Below are 20,173 nucleotides of genomic sequence, written 5' to 3'. Positions count from 1 at the left end.
AGAAAAATAATTTCAAAAAAGAGAAGAAGGACATAATTTATGAGCGGATCTACATTCGGTAAAAACATTTCAATGACAACCTGGGGGGAATCTCACGGAGCCGCACTGGGTGTCGTTTTAGACGGGTTTCCTGCCGGTCTTGAACTTTCCGAAAGCGATATACAGTCATTTCTTGACAGAAGGAAGCCCGGATCTTCGAAAGTCACTACCCCAAGAAAAGAAAATGATTCAGTAAAAATCCTTTCAGGAATATTTGAAGGAAAAACCACCGGAACACCTATTTCTTTGATGGTCGAAAATACTTCACAGATATCTGCCGATTATTCTGAGATAGCCGGATACTACAGACCCGGTCATGCAGATTATGGTTTTGATAAAAAATACGGTTTCAGAGACTATAGAGGTGGCGGCAGAAGTTCAGGCCGTGAAACTATCGGCCGTGTTGCTGCAGGGGCAATATGTCATAAGCTCCTTTCGCAGTTGGGAATAGATGTATATGCTTATACCAGATCCATCGGTAATGTTGCTATCGATGATTCCAAATTCGACAGGGCTCAAATTTTAAGTTCCATTACAGCCATGCCTGATGCCCAAGCTGATAAAAGAGCAACCGATCTAATTGTTAATTGCCGGGAAAAAGGTGATTCCGTTGGCGGAGTAATCGAATGCAAAATAACAGGCATGCCGGCAGGTATCGGTGAGCCCGTCTTTGATAAGCTTGATGCCCTGCTTTCTAAGGCTGTTATGAGCATAGGTTCTGTAAAAGCCGTAGAGATCGGGGATGGTGTACTTGTATCCTCAGCTTTTGGTTCCGACAATAATGACGCATTTTGTATGAATGGCGACAAAGTCTCCAAAAAAACAAACCACTCCGGCGGAATACTTGGCGGAATGAGTGATGGAACCGATATTCTCCTCCGTGCCCATATAAAACCTACACCAAGCATTTCTTCAACGCAGCAAACAATAAATAAAAAAAATGAAGAGATTGAAATTAATATAAAGGGACGCCATGACCCTGTTATTGTACCCCGTGCGGTCGTAGTTGTTGAATGCATGTGCGCTTTCACTATACTTGATCTCCTTATGTCCAACATGCACTCAAGGATTTCCTACCTGACCGACTTTTATAGTCACTAAAAAATCAGCCGGTACACATAGTATGCCGGCTGATTTTTTAGTATAAATAATTTTTTAATTAGCCCTAACTTTGATTCTCTCCCCAAGTTTATGGAATACAATACAGTTGGGACGGTCAACTTTCATTTCAGGACCGTTCATAACAAGTGTATTCTTATCAAAATTTACATTGAAGAAAGTCATTGTACTTGATTCCTGATTAAGTGATACCAAATGCTTGTTATCAGGGAACAGACATGCATCCTTTGGATACTCTCCGGAAATAGGAAGTTCGATCTTCTTTGTTAATAGACCGGTTTCCTTATCAACCTTATAAACAATTACATTGTTTTCGCCCGCAACAGAGCTTACAAGATAATTGTAATCATCGGAGAATTTCAGAGCACTGCTGGCAACACCGATTGTATCCTGTTCATCAGAATTCTGTACTGACTGGATCTCTTCAAATGAAGGAAGCCCCTTCTCCTCTGTATATTGATAAACATTGATGCTGCACTGCTGCTCAAATACGACATAAAGGAATTTACCATCCTGTGAAAACTGCATATGTCTGGGAGATGATTCCTGATCACAGTGAATTACATCGATATCAGAAATCTTACCGTTTTCAGTATCGAATCTGTAAACATTAACACGATCCATACCAAGATCAGCAGCAAGAAGATATTTATTATCCTTGGTCACTTTTATGCATTGCACATGTGGTGTATGGTTTCTACCTGCTATTGTGCCAAGCCCCTTATGGAATTTCTCATCGGTAATCTTCCCGATACTTCCATCTTCCTTAAGCTCCAGAATAGTAACCTTACCATCATGGTAGCCTGCGCATACAAGAAACTTATCATGCTGATCCATATTGATATAACAGCCACGCATACCATTAATTGATGCCTTGTTGAGAATTGTAAGGCTACCGTCATCCTCAATGTGATAAGCCTCAACACCGGCATCTGTAATCGAATATAGTGTCTCTCTGCTGTGTGACAGAACAATGTAAGAAGAATTGGTGATTTTTACCTTCTCCTTCTCTGTCAATCTTCCGTTCTTCATATCTACATCATAGATACGAATACCGTAGTTTTCCTTAGAACCTGAAGTATAACTCGCAACGTAAGCTACGTACGAATCTTTTTTTGTTTCCTTCGCCATAACCTGTCACCTCATAAAATTTTTTGTATATAAATATAATACATGCTATTTTACTGAATTTGCAAGGATACTATAATTCTTGATATAGTTTCTGTTCATCTTTTTACAGTCGAATAAAGATATAAATCTTCCCTCTCCGAATCTTGTTGCACTGATATGAGCAAGGCATCCTTTATCAAGCACAAGAGCCGCAGATTTCGCGTTTTCTTCGGTATCTCCGAGACAATAAGCTCCGTCATTATATGCAAAAACGGCATTAATATTTTTCTTAACCACAAGGGGGGCTCCCTCTGCAGTCGGAATTCGGACACTTATTCCAATTATCTGAGCGAAGTCATCAAGAAGCGGTCTCATGTGATTTACTCTTCTTGATATTGTCATAACAGCTTCGGACTTGTTATGGAAAACGTAGTGTACATCAGGCCTTTTGGAATATATTGTCTGATGAATCAGTTTAACTCTCTCAGGAGTATCATTCCTTAGGTAAACTATTTTACCATCTTCCAGTTTACTGCTGAATCCTTCAATTATTTCATTTGGAATCTCAGTTTTACATATACTGTATATATATTTTTTTGATGCCATTTCAAGCTTTATTGCTTCATTGACAGCGTCTCTGGCGTTATGTCCGAAACATACGGCGCCGTGATTAGCCATTATAATGCTTCTGGTTTCATTATTTTTGATTGCTGCATCCTTAACGTTATCCGCCAGAGTTTTAGTTCCGGGAAGTGCATATTCGGCAACAGGAAAAACAATTTTACGTTCCTTATGTTCTGCCTTAAGCCTCTTTTTCCCAAGAGCCCCGACACAGGTTGCATATACCTGATGCGTATGAACAATAAATTCCGCATCATTCCTTGAACTGTATATTGCAGTATGTACCAGATACTCACTTGAGGGTTTGTATTCTCCTTCATAAGAACCATCCTCAATTGAAACAACAGGAAGCATCTGAGGTTCCAAATCTTCATATCTTATGCCGCTTGGCGTTATAAGATAATGTTTATCATCAATCCTTGCGCTTATATTTCCCCAGGTTCTTACAATAAGTCCCTGTTCAAGTAGAGAAAGCGACACATCGATTATCTCTTCTCTCAATCTCTGAATTTCTTCTTTCGTCTTCATCCTGCTTTTTCTTTCTGCTTTTATTCTCTGATCTGGCCATCACCTGTAATGGCATATTTGTAGGAGGTAAGTTCCTTAAGTCCCATAGGCCCTCTGGCATGGAGCTTTTGCGTGCTTATTCCGATTTCGGCGCCAAAGCCAAACTGAAATCCGTCGGTAAACCTTGTTGAAGCATTTACATACACACAAGCTGCATCAACACCGTTCAAAAACAACTCGGCGCTTTCCTTATCTTCAGTAATTATGCTCTCGGAATGACCTGTATTATATTTATTGATATGCTCTATGGCTTCCTTGGTACTCTTAACAGTTTTTACAGATAAAATATAATCAAGATACTCAGTGGCAAAATCTTCCTCAGTAGCTTTTTTAGCTCCGGGCAAAAGCTGAATCGAAGCATCATCAGCTCTGAGTTCAACATTATGCTCCTGCATAGCGGCATTCAGCCTCGGCAGCAGGTCATTCTTAATATCCTCGTGAACCACAAGTGATTCGGCCGCATTACAAACACCTATTCTCTGGGTTTTAGCATTTATTATTATCGGAATAGCTTTATCAATATCTGCTGTTTTATCAATGTATATATGACAGTTACCGCTGCCGGTTTCTATCACAGGAATTTTGCTGTTCTCACACACCATCTTTATCAGGCCTGCGCTTCCTCTCGGAATAACAACATCAATATACTCTCTAAGAGAAAGCATTTCACCCACCGCGCTCCTATCAGTAAAAGGAATAAGCTGTATAAAATCGGGATTATATCCTTTTGCTTCAATAGCCTTCCTGATGATGTCGGTAATTACCATATTGGAGTTTATCGCATCAGATCCCCCCTTTAAAATAACAGCATTTCCTGCTTTAAAGGTAAGACTGAATGCATCAGCGGTTACATTTGGTCTTGACTCGTATATTATGCCGATAACACCGAGCGGAACACTTACTTTTTTAATCTTCAGTCCATTCTCAAGTTCCCAGCTGTCTATAACATTACCGATAGGATCGGGAAGCTCGGCTACCTGCCTGATTCCCTCAGCCATATCCTCTATTCTGCTTTCGGTAAGGCGAAGTCTGTCAAGGAGCCCCTGATGCATTCCTTTCTCCTCACCGTTTTTTATATCAATACCGTTCGCCTTAAGAATATCTTCGGTGCTGTCTGTCAAAGCTTTTGCTACGCTTAAGAGCACCTCGTTTTTTTTGCTCTCCGTGAGATTTTGAAGCTCAAATTTCGCACTATGAGCCTTTTGTCCCATTGTCTTTATAGTCTCGCTAATGTTATCTTTTTGGATACTCATATACTTATCTTCTCCTTATCGGTGATTATCATTGATGTCTTGAAATCGAAACTACCTATATATTCTGTAAGATCATCAGATACAAGCTGAAAATTATATCCAATTGCTATAGGTTTCATAGTATCATCACTGATCTCATTTTTAAAGCGCATTATATATCTGTCGTAGAATCCGCCTCCGTAGCCTATTCTGTTTCCTTTTCTGTCAAATAATAATCCCGGCAGAATAATGAGTGTCTTGCCTTCATGTCCTTTATACAAAACGGAATCATTGTTTATCTGAGGCTCGTTTATTCCAAATTTCCCGGGTATTAAATCACTAAGGGCTTCTATTCTCACAAATTCCATAGCTCTACCTTTAGTATCTGTTATCACGGGGCAGAAAACATTTTTATTATCACTTAAAGCACTGCATATTATATTATGAGTATCAGCTTCATTACCCATACTGCAATAAACCAGAATGTTATTCGCATCTGTATACTCTTTTGAATCTATTAGTTTCTCGAATATGTTGCTATCTAGCACAGCTTTTTCTTTTTCAGAAAGCAAATTACGCTTATCGGACATCTGCTTTCTAAGTTCTGCCTTCGGGCATCTGTAATGAATTGCAATCTGCTCTGCAACTCTTATTCCATCCATAGCAGCAGACGTTATTCCGCCGGCATAGCCTGCACCTTCTCCGCAAGGATAAAGCCCTTTGATTCCCAGTGCTTCAAGATTATCATCCCTATTAATTCTGACAGGAGAAGAAGTCCTTGATTCAACACCTGACAAAATAGCATCATCGGAGTCAAATCCTTTTATCATTCTTCCAAACTGTTCCATACCTTCAGTAATGGAAAGATTTATATTATGCGGCAATATTTCATGTACCGGTGCAAATTTCCACAATCCTTTTATTCTTGGCTGGTTTCTTTCGGATTCATGTCTATTGTTTACATCATTATCTAAAACCGCATTCTTGAAATCATCAAAATACTCTGCCGGAACCTTTCCCTCTCCGATACTAAATGCCTTCTCTTCAAGTCTTCTTTGAAATTCCATACCGGATAGGACATCATTGCCTCCAAAGTCCTTCGGTTCCACAGTTACTACTATTGCGCTGTTAGCATTATCTCCGTCGCGCCCGGAATAACTCATACCATTAACGCAAAGTCTGTTTTCTTCCGATGAGGCGTTGACCACATACCCCCCGGGACACATGCAAAATGAGTACACACCTCTTCCATCCGAGCTTCTGGCTGTGACTTTATAAGGAGCGGGTGGTAATGACTCCGGTTTTTCTATCCCATACTGAGATTTATTGATCAAAGTCTGCGGATGTTCAACTCTAAGGCCAACCGCAAAGGCCTTTGGCTCCATATTTATGCCTGTTTCTTTTAGTTCCTCAAATGTGTCTCTTGCACTATGACCGATTGCAAGAACGACAATATCAGATCTAAACTCTTCACCGTTATCACACTTAACACCTTTTATTTTCCCATCAGAAATCACAAGCTTTGTGACCTGTGTTTCAAAGTAAAATGTGCCTCCAAGCGCTATTATTTCATTTCTGATATTTTTTATGACTTTTCTTAAAACATCTGTACCAATATGCGGTTTGGATTCGAAAAGAATATCTTCCTTCGCACCGAATTCATGAAAGACAGAAAGGCATTCAAGTGCAAGGCCCTTCTTATCCTTGACCATAGTATTTAGCTTACCGTCTGAAAAAGTACCGGCACCCCCCTCTCCAAACTGCACATTGCCTTTTGGCAGCAGCTTGCCACCGTTCCAAAAGTTTTCAACAGCTTCATGCCTTTTATCAATATCCATGCCCCTCTCTAATACGATTGGGCAATACCCTGCATTTGCAAGTTCATAAGCACAAAAAAGACCGGCGGGCCCGGATCCGATAATAATCGGTCTTGTGACACCTCCGCTGTACTCTCTTTTGCTTTCCTCATCTTCTTTTCTGTTTACTGGGAACTTATATTTCTTTGAAGAAACAACAGCTGCAGTTTTGCATCTGGATTTTTTTATCACCTCATCTTCGGAAGGCGCTTTTGAAGAGAGTCTCAAATCCACTACATAAACATCGTAGATTTCCGCTTTTTTTCTGGCATCTATTGAATGCTTGCGTATTATTATCTCGGAAATGTTTGAAGGATTGATTTTTAAAAGCTTAGCTGCTTTATTTTTGAGATTGTTTTTTATCGCATCATAAGGTTCGCTACCTTTTAGGTAAGCTTCGAAGCCATTATTTCTTATTTTTACCGAATTTAATCGTATCATAAGGAGCCTGCAGCCTCCCCTGCAATATATCCGCTGGTCCATGCCCACTGAAGATTATAACCACCGCATCTGCCATCGACATCGCATAACTCGCCGACAACATAGACTCCCGGACACCTTTTTGACGAAAGAGTGTCAGAGAGATCGCCTAAACTTATGCCACCACGGGTTACCTGAGCTTTTTTATAGTCACCGATACCTGTAATATTGATTCTTATATCCCTATATTTATATAAAATGCATGCCAGCATCGACTCGCCTACGTTTTTAACTTTCATGCCCCTGCTAATTTTCATTCTGCGAAGTACCATTTCATTAATATGAGAATTGCAAAAGCCATCCAGAAGATCGCCAACCTTTCTTTCCTCCGAAAGGCACATCATCCTATCTACAAGAGCGTCAAATTCGCCATCACTGTATCCGGGAAAGAAATCAATTGAACAGGTAACAGGTCTTCCCTTTGAAAGATGTTCTGCAACTGTCCCAGATGCCTGCATAACAGGAATTCCGGAAATACCTTTTGAGGTTATCTGAACCTCACCGTACTCTTTCGCTATCTCCCCGTCGCCAATCATAAATGTCACACGGGCAAGTGCTCTCACACCACTTTCCGTGGGAAGTGTCTCATCCTCAGAAAGAAGAGAAACCAGTGCCGGAAACGTATCTTTCTTTGTCATTCCTAGCTGTTCACATATATAGTAGCCATCTCCGGTTGAACCTGTTGACTTCGGACCTGCCAGACCTCCTGTTGAAAGAATTACACTGTCGGCTCCATATTCACCCTTGTCGGTTTTTACAGTAAAAGTACCGTCCTCATTTTTGATAATGCGCTTTACCTGCTCATTATACGTGAAATCTACGCCAAGCCTTACACATTCATTTAAAAGTACAGAAACAACAGAGCCGGCTTGCCCTGATATGGGATAAAGATATCCATCTTCTCCTACTATGACCAGGCCAAGAGAAGAAAAAAACTCAGTTACTCTGTCAACGCCAAACTGCTTAAGCCATTTCTTCATTCTTGTCCTTGAGTTGACATTATAATCATCCGGGGACACCTTGAGATTGGCAAGATTACAGCGACCATTTCCGGTCATGGAAAGTTTCTTCCCACAAACATCTGTTTTTTCTATAATTCTCACTACGGCGCCTTTTCTTGCAGCAGCAATTGCAGCGCACATACCTGAGGCACCGCCTCCCGCAATTACAACTTGATTTCTTGATGACACTTTTTTTAATTCCTTTCTCCGTTCACCATATCCGAAACAAGAGCAAAATAATCTCCCAGAGGCATTCTCTCTACCTCATAACGATTCACGCTTCTTAAAACAATAAGCAGAAGCATATATATCACAAATGCAACAACAACGCATATGAATAATGTCAGTATTTCTCCAATAATATTTACCAGAATACGGTCTATCAAAAGTGCAATAAGTCCTGAGCCAGCAGCTGCAATGAGCGGCATAAGAATATTTCTTACCATTTGCAGATTAACATCAAGCATAACCTTGATTTCCAAAAGCCCAAGAATTCCCTGAACAACAAACATTGCAGCAAAAGCTGCTATTGATGCATGAATTCCAAAGCCTCCTATATAGGACATTGCCAGAAGAACTGCAAAATGGATGATTGCACCGATTATTAAATTCATAGCCATCACAAACTTATTTTTCAACTGTTTCAACAAAAAGGATTGAAATACAATGATTGCCGCAGGAATCACTACCGGAATTGCAAGTATTACCATATCAACTCCCGCATCATTACTTTTCCCGAAAACAACAGTATTAAAAGTATTAGCCAGAAGCATAATCCAAATAACGACAGGGAAAATAAGCATTGCTTCAAAATGAACAAGACTCTGCAGTCTGACTCTTGCAGACTTATAATCCTTTTTCATAATGCTGACATGAACACCGTACCAGGATTTTACAAACGGAAGGGCTGTAATGAATACAAAAAATACCACAACCGCAACACATTGACCGATATAAATTCCCCAGTTATCAATATTATCTTCCATGGGATGAAGCTTATGTGCAACATTCAAGTATACACACTCATCAGCAAGAACCAGCAAGCCTGTGGCTGCTGCTATTATGCAATTAGTAATGAGATCATTTACGCACTCGTTCTTATGGTTATCATTCACCGGTATACTATCCTGCGTCTTCTCATTAAGGTCTTTCTTTCTGATAAGAAACATTATAGTCACAAAAAGAAAACTTATCAGTGAGCTGATAGCAATACCAAGGCAGGCACCAATAGCACCATATGCAGGTGCAATATCATCTATATGCATAAGTGCATCTACTTTTTTACCATAGTCAAATACCGCATTTGACAAAACAAAGGTTGAAACAACCGTAATACATGTAAGAATGGCATCTGAAATGATAGAAACGATAGCAAAACCGGATCCGCTTAAATATCCTCTTAAAACACCCTGAATGCTCAGGAACAAAAATACGGGCGAAACCAAAAGAAGTACATAAAAACTCCTCGGTGAGTGAAATACCGGATTAGCCAGAACTATTGAAATTCCAGCGCTGAAAAGAGTACAGAAAAGACCAACGCCAAAGCTTATAAACATAAGTTGCCTTACATTTTTCCTTGCCGATAGCATCTGGCTTCTGTGCAATCTGTTTTTAACCATCTCCCGTGTGGTGTTTTCAAAAGCACAAATAAATACAAGATAAGCTACCATAAATAAAGAAATTGGAGCAGCAAGAAAGCCTACCCCATCAGCTCCGGCCATATCAAAAAATGCCACCAAAAGAGCCATAATAGCCAATATAAAAATCATTCCGGACGAAAGAACAACGTCCGGTCTTATCCTAAACTTTTTACTCATACCTCTCACCCGTTTCCGCTTAGTCTCTGGTAATTCCCAGTGACTGCAAAACATTTTCCTGTTTTTCTTCCATCACTTTGGCTTCATCCTCTTCCATATGGTCATATCCACAAAGATGAAGCATGGAATGTGCCACAAGAAAGGCAAATTCTCTAAGCTCGCTATGTCCGAATTCCTCAGCTTGCTGCCTTACACGGTTTTCATTTATAACTATGTCCCCAAAAACTATGAGGCCGCTCTCAGGATCCGTAACATCTATCTTTTGTTCACCCATTGCTGCCGAAAAATCTCCCGGATTTTCGTAGCTTATATTGGGGAATGAAAGCACATCTGTTGGAGAATCGATTTCGCGAAATTCTGAATTGATCTGCCTTATACCTTCATCATCCGTTATCAGAAGGCTAAGCTGAACATCAAACGGACATCCTTCACTCTTAAGGACTTCTCCCGCAACCTTCTTTGCAGTCTCTTCAATATCAAAAGAAAACTTCGCATCAACTTCATTATCAACGAAGAAAATCATAATATAGTTTCTCCTTTTTCATAAGCTTTTTCATGCGTTCAATTTCATAAAGAGAAATATCATAATTATACAGATCTTTATTTTCTATCTTATGAAGGAAAATCTTATCTATAAGTTCATCGTAATTGATCTTTGTATTCTTATCCTTTTCAAAAAGGTACGTAATAGAAGCAATCAGCGTCTCACACATAAAAATGATAGCCGCTTCCTTTGAGCGGTGTTTTGACTTATCATTTTCAATATATTCTTTAAGATACTGCACAGCCTCATCAGGAAAGTTATTCTCAATATAAAAATGCTTAACCTCGTCCCATGTTTTTGAGTCGTCAATAACACCGATCTTATAATAATAGGACATAGTCTTTACAGCTCTGGCATTCAGTCCAAGATCCATGGCTATTCTCTCAGAAAGGTATGCAATATGAATTGCCCTAAAATAGGCTGCCTTATCCTTCTCTTTGAGCCTGACTAAAAGCGGAAATTCCGTGTCATTAATGTCCATGTATCTGTCATTACTTTTTCTTATGACATAAACCCCGAAGATATTCAAAAGAATAAGCATCAAAATTATTGTCACAACGATATTAACAATCGGAACAATAAGCATAGTAGGGGTAAGTGTCCTATTCTGAAAAAGTATGTCATACGCTACAATAAGTGAAAACAGCAGCGCCATGGAAATGAAAACCGGAAAACCGATTTTTGTCGTTTCATTAAGATCACGTAAGAGGACAAGTACAACTGCTCCGGCAACAAAATAGATAAAGAATTCCGAATAACTCCCCTCTTTTTCAAGAAGAACCGAGAACATTACAAGCATTGAGCCTGAGAACAGACCAATCTCATTTGTGGAAAAAAGACCAAGCAAAAGGAAAATAAAAACATAGGGCCAAACTTCTGCAGTAATAAGCGGAAGTGCCATAGAAATAATCAGCCCAACATAATATGAAAATACATATCTGTTTCGTTTTTGACCGTTGTCGTATGCAAAAAGTCCACGAACACTGGCATCATTTATCATGTATAGCAAAACACCGCCACATAGAAAACCCGTAAAAGTATTCCTTATAACAGCCTCAATGCTTAATTTGTAAAGAATTGAAAATCCTAAAAGCATAAGTCCTGTTACAAAAAATATTGATCCAAAGAAAAATCTTATAGGTCCCTCCCCCTTATCAAAAATTGATGTCAAAACAGGGTTATCACCTCTTACCTGATTATTTTCCGTCTGCTTACCGTTTTCTGCTGCTACTCCGTTTACATGTGTCATGATTTAATGTCTTTCCCGCCTCTTAATTGCACGTTTTTTTTCTTCGTTAGTTTTGGATTTTTCAAAATCCTCATATGCCTTAACTATCTGCTGAACCAGTGGATGACGTACAACATCCCTGCTGGTCAGATTGCAAAATGCTATATCATCTATTTTCTTTAACACAGCTGATGCAACATCCAAACCGGACTTTGTATCAGCCGGAAGATCCTTCTGCGTCGAATCTCCTGTGATAATGACTTTTGAGCCAAACCCGATTCTTGTCAGGAACATCTTCATTTGAGCAGGCGTTGTGTTCTGCGCCTCATCAAGAATTATAAATGAATTATCGAGAGTTCTTCCCCTCATATATGCAAGAGGAGCAACCTCAATAAGACCTTTTTCCATATTTTTGACAAAATTGTCTGCACCCATTATCTGATACAATGCATCATAAAGAGGCCTCAGATATGGATCAACCTTACTTTGAAGATCCCCCGGCAAAAATCCGAGCTTTTCTCCTGCTTCAATAGCCGGCCTTGTAAGAATGATTCTCTCAACTTCTCCTTTTTGAAAAGCTGTTATTGCCATCGCCATACCAAGATATGTTTTACCGGTTCCGGCCGGTCCCAACCCGAAAACTATCATGTTGTTTCTAATGGCATCTACATATTTCTTCTGCCCGAGTGTCTTGGGTTTAATTGGCTTACCATTAATTGTATGGCAGATAACATCTCCATCAATCTGAGTCAGAACATGCCCTTTTGCCTGGATTTCATCTTCCGTCGGTTCATTACTAATCTGAATGGCATAATTTATGCTCTGTTCCTCAATCTCAGCCCCTGTTTCGGAGAGATCTGCCAGTTCAGCAATAATATCTGCAGCCTTTTTTACGGCTTCGCCTGTACCAATAATATGAAGTTCCCCGCCTCTGTCTATTATTTCAACCTTAAGGTTATCCTCAATCTTGCGAATATACTTATCATGCTGCCCGAATATACTTTGCATCTGTTCTATTCCAAGATGCATAGTCTTCTCAGTAATATTTCTCATTTATGATATGGTTCTCCATTAATTATTCTATGTGCGCGATATATCTGCTCAAGCAGTATCACGCGCATCATCTGATGAGGAAAAGTCATATCCGAAAAGCTTATTTTTCTTTCGCATGCTTTTAATACCTCATCAGAAAGTCCTAAAGACCCACCGATGATAAACTGTAGCTTGCTCACACCTCTTGTACATTCATCCTGAATGGTATCCGCAAAGGATGTGGAAGAGAATCGTTTTCCGTCAATAGCAAGAGCAAACTTAAGAGCCTTCTGATCTATATGCTTTAAAAGACGTTCTCCTTCTTTTTCCTTTATCTGCTGTTCCAATGCAGGCGGAGCATTATCCGGAGTCTTCTCATCCTGAACTTCAATAATATTTAGCTTACAGTATCTTGTGAGTCTTTTGGAATATTCCGAAATAGCTTCATTCCAATATTTCTCTTTAATCTTTCCGACACAGAGAATATCAATAGCTATCAATTTTCATCTCCGTAAAGTTTGTCATAGTAACTGTCAATAAAAGAATCTACGAGTTCCTCACTGACATTTACATATTTTTTCATTATTTCCTTCTTAATAAACTCCGAACGTTTAAAGAACAGGCTCTCCTTATCGGTAAGCTGTTCATATTCTTCGTCATCATCATACATATGTGTATCTATGTAATCAGAAGTCAGTTCTGCCTCGCTCCAGGCCTTTATCTTCTCAAGAACGGTGTCTTCCTCAGCCGCTTTTCCTTTGAAAATCTTATAGCTTCTGACTGCAAGAATACCCATAACAAAAAACAGTACAAAAAGTGCACCCATGACTCCGCAGGTAAGGTATTTATTAAACATAGGCATATCCAATGGATTTTTTACAAGAAAAAACACATCTGCGATAAGTCCTATTGCACCAACGGTAATTAGCATTATTCCTGATGACTGATTATCTTCTGCTTTTTGAGCACTGCTCTGATATACCATATACATCCCTCATCCGGCGTAAACGCCGCCTTCCCCCAGAGGGGGGAAGGTTTTTTGTTATTTTGAAAGATACTCGTCAATTCCCTTGGCTGCAGCCTTACCTGCACCCATTGCAAGTATAACAGTTGCTGCACCGGTAACTGCGTCACCGCCTGCGAATACACCCTCTTTAGATGTCTTTCCGCTCTCTTCATCAGCAACAATGCATTTTCTTCTGTTTATTTCAAGTCCTTCTGTAGTGCTTGAAATAAGAGGATTGGGGCTTGTACCAAGTGACATGATTACAGCATCACACTCAATCTCAAATTCAGAGCCCTTAACTTCCACCGGACTTCTTCTGCCGCTCTCATCAGGCTCACCAAGCTCCATTCTAATACACTTGCAGCCCTTAACCCATCCATCCTCGTTCTCAAGGATCTCAACAGGGTTGCAGAGAAGATCAAAAATGATACCCTCCTGCTTAGCGTGCTCAACTTCTTCCTTTCTTGCAGGAAGTTCTTCCTCGCCTCTTCTGTAAACGATATGAACCTCTGCACCAAGACGAAGTGCTGTACGTGCAGCGTCCATAGCAACGTTACCACCGCCGACAACAACACACTTTTTAGGCTTCATGATAGGAGTGGTACTATCCTCTGAGAAAGCCTTCATAAGATTACTTCTTGTGAGGAATTCGTTTGCAGAGAATACACCGAGAGCCTGCTCACCGGGAATATTCATAAATCTTGGAAGACCTGCACCGGATCCAACAAATACAGCCTCGAAGCCTTCATCCTTCATTAATGAATCTATCGTTACAGATTTTCCGATAACAACGTCTTTCTCAATCTTAACGCCGAGAGACTCAACGTTCTCAATTTCTTTCTTAACGACCGCATCCTTGGGAAGACGGAATTCCGGAATACCGTAAACAAGTACTCCGCCAGCTTCGTGAAGCGCTTCAAAAATAGTTACATCGTAACCGATTCTCGCAAGATCACCTGCACAGGTAAGACCTGCAGGGCCGGAACCGATAACCGCAACTTTCTTTCCTTTCTTCTCCTTAGCGCCTTCGGGCTTGATACCCTTTTCTCTTGCAGTATCAGCAACAAATCTCTCAAGCTTACCGATGGAAACTGCATCGCCTTTAACACCGCGAACACACTTTCCTTCACACTGGCTCTCCTGAGGGCATACACGACCGCATACAGCGGGAAGTGCACTTGACTCACTGATAGTCTGATATGCTGTAGCAACATCTCCGGCCTTAAGCTCCTGGATGAACTTAGGTATATTAATAGAAACCGGGCATCCCTTTACACACTGAGGATTGGGGCAATTAAGGCATCTCTCAGCCTCAGCGATTGCTTCCTCTTCATTGTATCCCAAACAAACTTCTTCAAAATTGGTAGCGCGAACCTTAGGATCCTGCTCGCGTACCGGAACTCTTGTCCAAACGTCTTGTGCCATCTTTATCTCCATTCCTTAAACGAATCCTTATTCACAGTGTCCACAGCCGCCATGATGAGAATTACCTTCCTGCTCCTTAAGTGCAAGTCGGCCTTCCTCTGTCTGATACAGTCTCATGCGCTTCATAGCCTGGTCGAAATCAACTTCATGTCCGTCGAATTCAGGGCCATCAACACAGGCAAACTTTACCTGACCGCCAACAGTAAGACGGCAAGCACCACACATTCCTGTTCCGTCGACCATAATTGTATTCATGCTGACAATTGTAGGGATGCCAAGCTCTTTTGTAAGCTTGCATACGAACTTCATCATGATCATAGGTCCGATAGCAACGCAGTGATCATAGCGTTTTCCTTCATCGTAGAGATCCTGAAGGCACTTTGTAACCATACCTTCTCTTCCGTAGGAACCATCATCTGTTGTGACGTAGAGATTACATACAGTCTTAAATCTCTCTTCAAGAATTACAAGATCCTTGTTTTTAGCACCAATAATTACGTCGCAATCTATACCATGCTCTTTGAGCCATTTAGCCTGCGGATAAACAGGTGCTGTACCAACACCACCGGCAATAAATACAATTTTCTTTTTCTTCAGCTCTTCAATGCTTTCACTACAAAGATCGGATGCATTACCCAAAGGTCCTACTACATCTGCAAGCTGATCACCTGCCTTTTTACGGCAGATTTTTCTTGATTCGGCACCAAGTGCCTGTACTACAAGTTCAACAGTTCCTTTCTCTCTGTCATAATCACAGATAGTAAGCGGGATACGCTCACCGTCTTCTTCTGCACGAACAATAAGAAATTGTCCGGGCAAGCATGTGCCGGCCACACGGGGAGCTTCTACGATAAGCTGGTGAATATTCGTAGCTAGCTCATTAGCCTCTAAAACTTTAAACATCGCTCTCCTCCTGAATAATAAATAGTTGCAATATTGTAACAATGATAATGGATGCCCAGTCTAATTTCAAGACTTTAAACTGCTAAAGCATCAAATTATTTAACTTAATACAAAAATCCGTAAACAGCTGTCTTATCTATTGGAAATTGTGATTAGAGTGTATTTTCCACTTGAATCATACCCAAGTCTGTTTACTTTTCCGTCATGAGTATTTACAGCATAAAGAAGACCGGTTTCATTTGTATGTCCATCATTATAGACATGGGTCTCTACAAACTTGTAATACTCACCGGATCCTGTTATTTCAATTTCTCCGTCGTAGACATAATCGTAATAACCTTCTTCACCTCTTACTTTTCCGGCGGAATCAAGCAAAATATCAAGCTTTACAAGAATCGAAATTATACTCTGTTTCGCCTGATCAACAGAAACCATGGTTGTATAAGTTAAATGATAGTTTTTCTCAACAATTTCACTCATCTTACCTTCATCATCTATCGTGATAAATTTGAATGTAGATGATCCTATAGGCATGGAAATAGGTGTAAAATACTCTGTTGAATTTTCTGTAGGATCTGATCCGTCTGACGTATATAATATCCGACATCCCGGGTCGCAAACAGCAACAATCATCGTTGCCTGCGAATAATCACCGCTATCCTCCATAATCACGGGCTCAGCAGGTCCAATACTTTCAAGATGAAAAAAGCTCTTTACCACATCACTTTTTATTCCATATTTATTTATGAAAACAGCACGGATATGGTAATCGCCTTCCTCTTCAAGAATTAACTCATCGTCATAATGAATACTCTTCTCATCAGGATCATCGCCATTAACAGTATAATAGATATCGCCCTCTGCAGTATCTGTTATTCTGACATTCACGGCTTCATCAAAATCACCGCCATCGGGTGAAATGACCGGTGTTACCGGAATATATTCGGAATACTCATTTTTTATTCCGGCATTCTTTGTGTTGTTTACCACTTCAACAATGGAATCATAATCCTGCTGTTCTTCATAATATCCTATAAGCTGCTTAGTTGCTGTTTCCACAGTTTCGTCATCGAAAATACTACTGTCCGTCAGTGCTTTCAAAGTAACAATCGAATCTTCAATAAGACCTGCTTCTTTTTCATATCCATACTTTTGAAACATCAGCTCGGATTTTTTTATACTATATTCAGAATCATCTTCCGAAAGGCTTTCTATTGCCTTGTCAATTGTAATAATCGCATCTGACAATTTCCCTTCAACATAATAAGTCTCAGCCTGTTCTTCATAGCTAAGTGAAGTATTTTTGCCGCCGAACGAAAACAGGATAATAATGATAAAGCCTACTATTATACCTATTCCGGTAATTGCAGGTATCACATAAGGCTTTAGTTCAGTCTTATTTGCAATCATACCCGGAATCTTCTTTGTATAAAAAATGCTTTCATCCTTTAGATCATCAGCCACACCGGAAAGCGATTCATTTATTTTGTTTTCAATTTCCGGGTCAAACTCCGGTACGAAGTTAATCTCTTTGCCGCAAATTCCACAATAAAGATTCCCTTCCGGAATTTTATTCCCACAATTTGGACATTTCATAAATTCAGTCACCGGCCTTACGTAATGCTGATTCAAGACAATTGTTCATAAGCATGGCAATAGTCATAGGTCCGACTCCACCCGGAACCGGAGTTATTGCGCTGCATTTATCTGCAACATTTTCATAATCAACATCACCGCAAAGCTTTCCTGTCTCAGTATTTCTGTTTATTCCGACATCAATAACTACAGCACCTTCTTTTATATAGTCCTCAGTTATCATTTTCGCTTTGCCAACGGCTGCTATCAAAATATCCGCGCGTTTGCAGACTTCCTTAAGATCCTTTGTCCTTGAATGTGCAATTGTAACAGTTGCGTTTTCTCTGAGCATCAAAAGAGCCATTGGTTTACCTACAATGTTACTTCTTCCTACTATTACGCATTCCTTACCGCTTATTTCCACACCGGATCTTTTAAGCAGCTGGATAATTCCGGCTGGAGTACATGATACAAAACCGGGTTCTCCGATACATAGCGCGCCCACATTCATTGGATGAAAACCATCCACATCCTTAAGGGGAGATATTGCATCAATGACAGTTTTCTCATCAATATGCTTAGGTACCGGCATCTGAACCAAAATTCCATGTACGGAATCATCTTTATTCAGCTTATCAATAAGCTCTAATAATTCTTCCTGTGTTGTCTCATAAGGAAGTTCATAGGATAAAGATTTAAAACCCACATACTCACATGCTTTTTTCTTATTTCTAACATAAACCTGTGAAGCAGGATCTTCTCCCACCAGGATAACGGCAAGACACACTTCTGTATTTTTTTCTTCACGAAGCTTTTTTGTCTTCTCTTTTACCTCATCCTTAACCTGTGCAGAAATTACTTTTCCATCGATGATATTCATTATTCCGGTCTCTCCTTAAATTAATGTGTATTATCAAAACAGTCCTACAATATTTCCTTTTTCATCAACATCAATTCCAAAGGCTGCAGGCTTTTTGGGAAGTCCGGGCATAGTCATGATGTTTCCTGTAAGAGCAACAATAAATCCTGCACCTGCAGAAACATATACATCTCTTACATTAATTTCAAAGCCCTGCGGTCTTCCGAGCAGTGAAGGATCATCGGATAACGAATACTGCGTTTTCGCCATGCAGACAGGAAGCTTACCGTAACCCATGTCCACAATCTTTTGAAGCTGTTTCTTTGCAGCCGGTGCATAAATAACGCCATCTGCTCCGTAAATCTTTTTAGCTACAGTTTCAATCTTCTCTTCCAGCGAAAGATCATCAGTATAGATAGGAGCATAATTTGAAGGCTTATTCTCAAGTGTATTTATTACAGCCTTTGCAAGAGCTTCGCCGCCTTTACCGCCATGTTCCCAAACTTCTGAAATTGCGAAATCACAATTTTTACTCTCACAGAAATCCTTTACAATTGAAATCTCAGCATCAGTATCAGTAAGGAAACCGTTAAGGGTTACTACAACCGGAACCCCATACTGCTGAAGATTTTCTATGTGCTTTTCAAGGTTAACCATGCCCTTCTTAAGAGCATCTGTATTTTCTTCTGAAAGCTTGTCCTTGGGAATTCCTCCGTTATATTTAAGTGCTCTTATAGTCGCAACAAGAACTATGGCATCAGGTTTTAAGCCATGCATTCTGCACTTGATATCAAGAAACTTTTCAGCACCAAGATCTGCACCAAAACCGGCTTCCGTTATTGTGATATCTGACATATGAAGAGCTGCCTCCGTAGCCCTTATTGAATTGCAGCCATGTGCTATATTTGCAAAAGGACCGCCATGAACAATTGTCGGTGTGTGTTCAAGCGTCTGCACGAGATTAGGCTTCATTGCATCCTTTAAAAGCGCAGCCATGGCACCAACTGCATTGAGATCGCCGGCAGTAACCGGATCCCCGTTATAATTATATGCAACAACAATTCTTGAAAGACGATCCTTGAGATCCTGCATATCTCTGGCAAGGCAAAGGATTGCCATAACCTCTGTAGCTACTGTAATAACAAAATGGTCTTCTCTGACAACCCCGTCCATTTTGTTTCCAAGTCCTACCACTATATTTCTGAGGACTCTGTCATTCATATCCTCACATCTCTTAAATATTATCTGCCTGGTATCTATCTGTAGTTCGTTACCCTGTTGAATATGATTATCCAGTAGTGCTGCAAGAAGGTTATTGGCAGAAGTAATCGCATGAAAATCACCGGTGAAATGAAGGTTCATGTCATCCATAGGCACAACCTGCGCATATCCGCCGCCGGTAGCACCTCCCTTAATACCAAAACACGGGCCAAGTGAAGGCTCTCTAAGTGCTATAACTGTTTTCTTGCCGAGTCTGGAAAGCGCATCTCCGAGCCCAACGCTGGTTGTAGTTTTACCTTCACCGGCAGGAGTCGGATTAATTGCAGTAACAAGAACAAGTTTACCTGTCTTGTTCTTCTTTATTTTCTGAAGATATTCTTCCGAAAGTTTAGCCTTATACTTTCCGTAAAGCTCGAGATCGTCCTCAGAAATACCGATATTTTCGGCAACCTTTTTTATTGGCCACATCTCAGCTTCTCTTGCAATTTCGATATCTGATTTTACTGCCATTCTCTTTTTCCTCCTCAATAAAACCTCG

At 40.2% G+C, this 20,173-nt stretch carries 16 protein-coding genes and 2 pseudogenes; 1 reads left to right on the top strand and 17 read right to left on the bottom strand.

All coding sequences use genetic code 11. The features are described from left to right. Positions 1 to 39 precede the first annotated feature (39 nt). A complete protein-coding gene (aroC, locus tag G630_RS0101070; RefSeq protein WP_026497468.1) occupies positions 40 to 1,140 on the top strand; it encodes a chorismate synthase in 1,101 nt (366 codons plus the stop codon). A gap of 54 nt (positions 1,141 to 1,194) precedes the next feature. On the opposite strand, the gene G630_RS0101065 is transcribed toward aroC, so the two are convergent. The 17 genes and pseudogenes from G630_RS0101065 to G630_RS0100990 all read right to left on the bottom strand — a co-directional run bounded on the left by G630_RS0101065 (position 1,195) and on the right by G630_RS0100990 (position 20,145). Beyond that, the gene (locus G630_RS0101065; protein WP_026497467.1) at positions 1,195 to 2,289 is read right to left on the bottom strand and encodes a lactonase family protein; all 1,095 of its coding nucleotides are present in this window, start codon (positions 2,287 to 2,289) and stop codon (positions 1,195 to 1,197) included. Between the two features lie 45 nt (positions 2,290 to 2,334). Then, positions 2,335 to 3,417, bottom strand: a complete 1,083-nt coding sequence (locus G630_RS23170; protein ID WP_049946027.1) for a class II aldolase/adducin family protein — start codon at positions 3,415 to 3,417, stop codon at positions 2,335 to 2,337. Between the two features lie 20 nt (positions 3,418 to 3,437). After that, on the bottom strand, positions 3,438 to 4,709 hold the full coding sequence (locus tag G630_RS0101055; protein WP_081667748.1) for a glutamate-5-semialdehyde dehydrogenase: 1,272 nt from the start codon (positions 4,707 to 4,709) through the stop codon (positions 3,438 to 3,440). Continuing rightward, positions 4,706 to 5,287, bottom strand: a pseudogene (locus tag G630_RS25790) (5-formyltetrahydrofolate cyclo-ligase); the annotation flags it as partial. The pseudogene G630_RS25790 and the gene G630_RS0101055, both read right to left, overlap by 4 nt. Before the next feature lie 21 nt (positions 5,288 to 5,308). Beyond that, a pseudogene (locus tag G630_RS20185) lies at positions 5,309 to 6,985 on the bottom strand (NAD(P)/FAD-dependent oxidoreductase); the annotation flags it as partial. Continuing rightward, positions 6,982 to 8,214: an aminoacetone oxidase family FAD-binding enzyme gene (locus G630_RS20180; protein ID WP_022760044.1), complete on the bottom strand. Its 1,233-nt coding sequence runs from the start codon at positions 8,212 to 8,214 to the stop codon at positions 6,982 to 6,984. The pseudogene G630_RS20185 and the gene G630_RS20180, both read right to left, overlap by 4 nt. Before the next feature lie 5 nt (positions 8,215 to 8,219). Next, positions 8,220 to 9,842 carry a polysaccharide biosynthesis C-terminal domain-containing protein gene (locus tag G630_RS0101040; protein WP_026497465.1) on the bottom strand — a complete coding sequence of 541 codons (1,623 nt, stop codon included), beginning with the start codon at positions 9,840 to 9,842 and terminating at the stop codon, positions 8,220 to 8,222. Between the two features lie 19 nt (positions 9,843 to 9,861). Further along, positions 9,862 to 10,365: an rRNA maturation RNase YbeY gene (gene ybeY / locus G630_RS0101035; protein ID WP_026497464.1), complete on the bottom strand. Its 504-nt coding sequence runs from the start codon at positions 10,363 to 10,365 to the stop codon at positions 9,862 to 9,864. Further along, positions 10,349 to 11,635, bottom strand: coding sequence for a hypothetical protein (locus G630_RS0101030; protein ID WP_026497463.1), 1,287 nt, complete (start codon positions 11,633 to 11,635; stop codon positions 10,349 to 10,351). Before G630_RS0101030 ends, ybeY begins: the two co-directional genes overlap by 17 nt. A 3-nt stretch (positions 11,636 to 11,638) precedes the next feature. Next, positions 11,639 to 12,667: a PhoH family protein gene (locus G630_RS0101025; RefSeq protein WP_026497462.1), complete on the bottom strand. Its 1,029-nt coding sequence runs from the start codon at positions 12,665 to 12,667 to the stop codon at positions 11,639 to 11,641. Beyond that, entirely contained in the window at positions 12,664 to 13,143 is a 480-nt protein-coding gene (rlmH, locus tag G630_RS0101020; RefSeq protein WP_026497461.1) for a 23S rRNA (pseudouridine(1915)-N(3))-methyltransferase RlmH, read from the bottom strand. The genes G630_RS0101025 and rlmH overlap by 4 nt, the downstream gene beginning before the upstream one ends. Continuing rightward, on the bottom strand, positions 13,143 to 13,631 hold the full coding sequence (locus tag G630_RS0101015) for a hypothetical protein (RefSeq protein ID WP_026497460.1): 489 nt from the start codon (positions 13,629 to 13,631) through the stop codon (positions 13,143 to 13,145). The genes rlmH and G630_RS0101015 overlap by 1 nt, the downstream gene beginning before the upstream one ends. A gap of 57 nt (positions 13,632 to 13,688) precedes the next feature. After that, positions 13,689 to 15,077 (bottom strand): NADPH-dependent glutamate synthase, encoded by a 1,389-nt coding sequence (gltA, locus tag G630_RS0101010; RefSeq protein WP_022760051.1) that lies wholly within the window; start codon positions 15,075 to 15,077, stop codon positions 13,689 to 13,691. Between the two features lie 27 nt (positions 15,078 to 15,104). Then, positions 15,105 to 15,980: a sulfide/dihydroorotate dehydrogenase-like FAD/NAD-binding protein gene (locus tag G630_RS0101005; protein WP_026497459.1), complete on the bottom strand. Its 876-nt coding sequence runs from the start codon at positions 15,978 to 15,980 to the stop codon at positions 15,105 to 15,107. A 132-nt stretch (positions 15,981 to 16,112) separates the two neighbouring features. Further along, complete coding sequence (locus G630_RS0101000; protein WP_026497458.1) at positions 16,113 to 17,576, bottom strand: chitobiase/beta-hexosaminidase C-terminal domain-containing protein; 1,464 nt, start codon at positions 17,574 to 17,576, stop codon at positions 16,113 to 16,115. 4 nt (positions 17,577 to 17,580) lie between these two features. Beyond that, entirely contained in the window at positions 17,581 to 18,438 is an 858-nt protein-coding gene (gene folD / locus G630_RS0100995) for a bifunctional methylenetetrahydrofolate dehydrogenase/methenyltetrahydrofolate cyclohydrolase FolD (protein WP_026497457.1), read from the bottom strand. Positions 18,439 to 18,468: 30 nt separating this feature from the next. Beyond that, positions 18,469 to 20,145, bottom strand: a complete 1,677-nt coding sequence (locus tag G630_RS0100990) for a formate--tetrahydrofolate ligase (protein WP_026497456.1) — start codon at positions 20,143 to 20,145, stop codon at positions 18,469 to 18,471. Positions 20,146 to 20,173: the final 28 nt, after the last annotated feature.

The sequence above is a fragment of the Butyrivibrio sp. WCD2001 genome (assembly GCF_000424485.1).
Taxonomy (GTDB): Bacteria; Bacillota; Clostridia; order Lachnospirales; family Lachnospiraceae; genus Butyrivibrio.
This window is presented reverse-complemented; position numbering and strand designations above follow the sequence as displayed.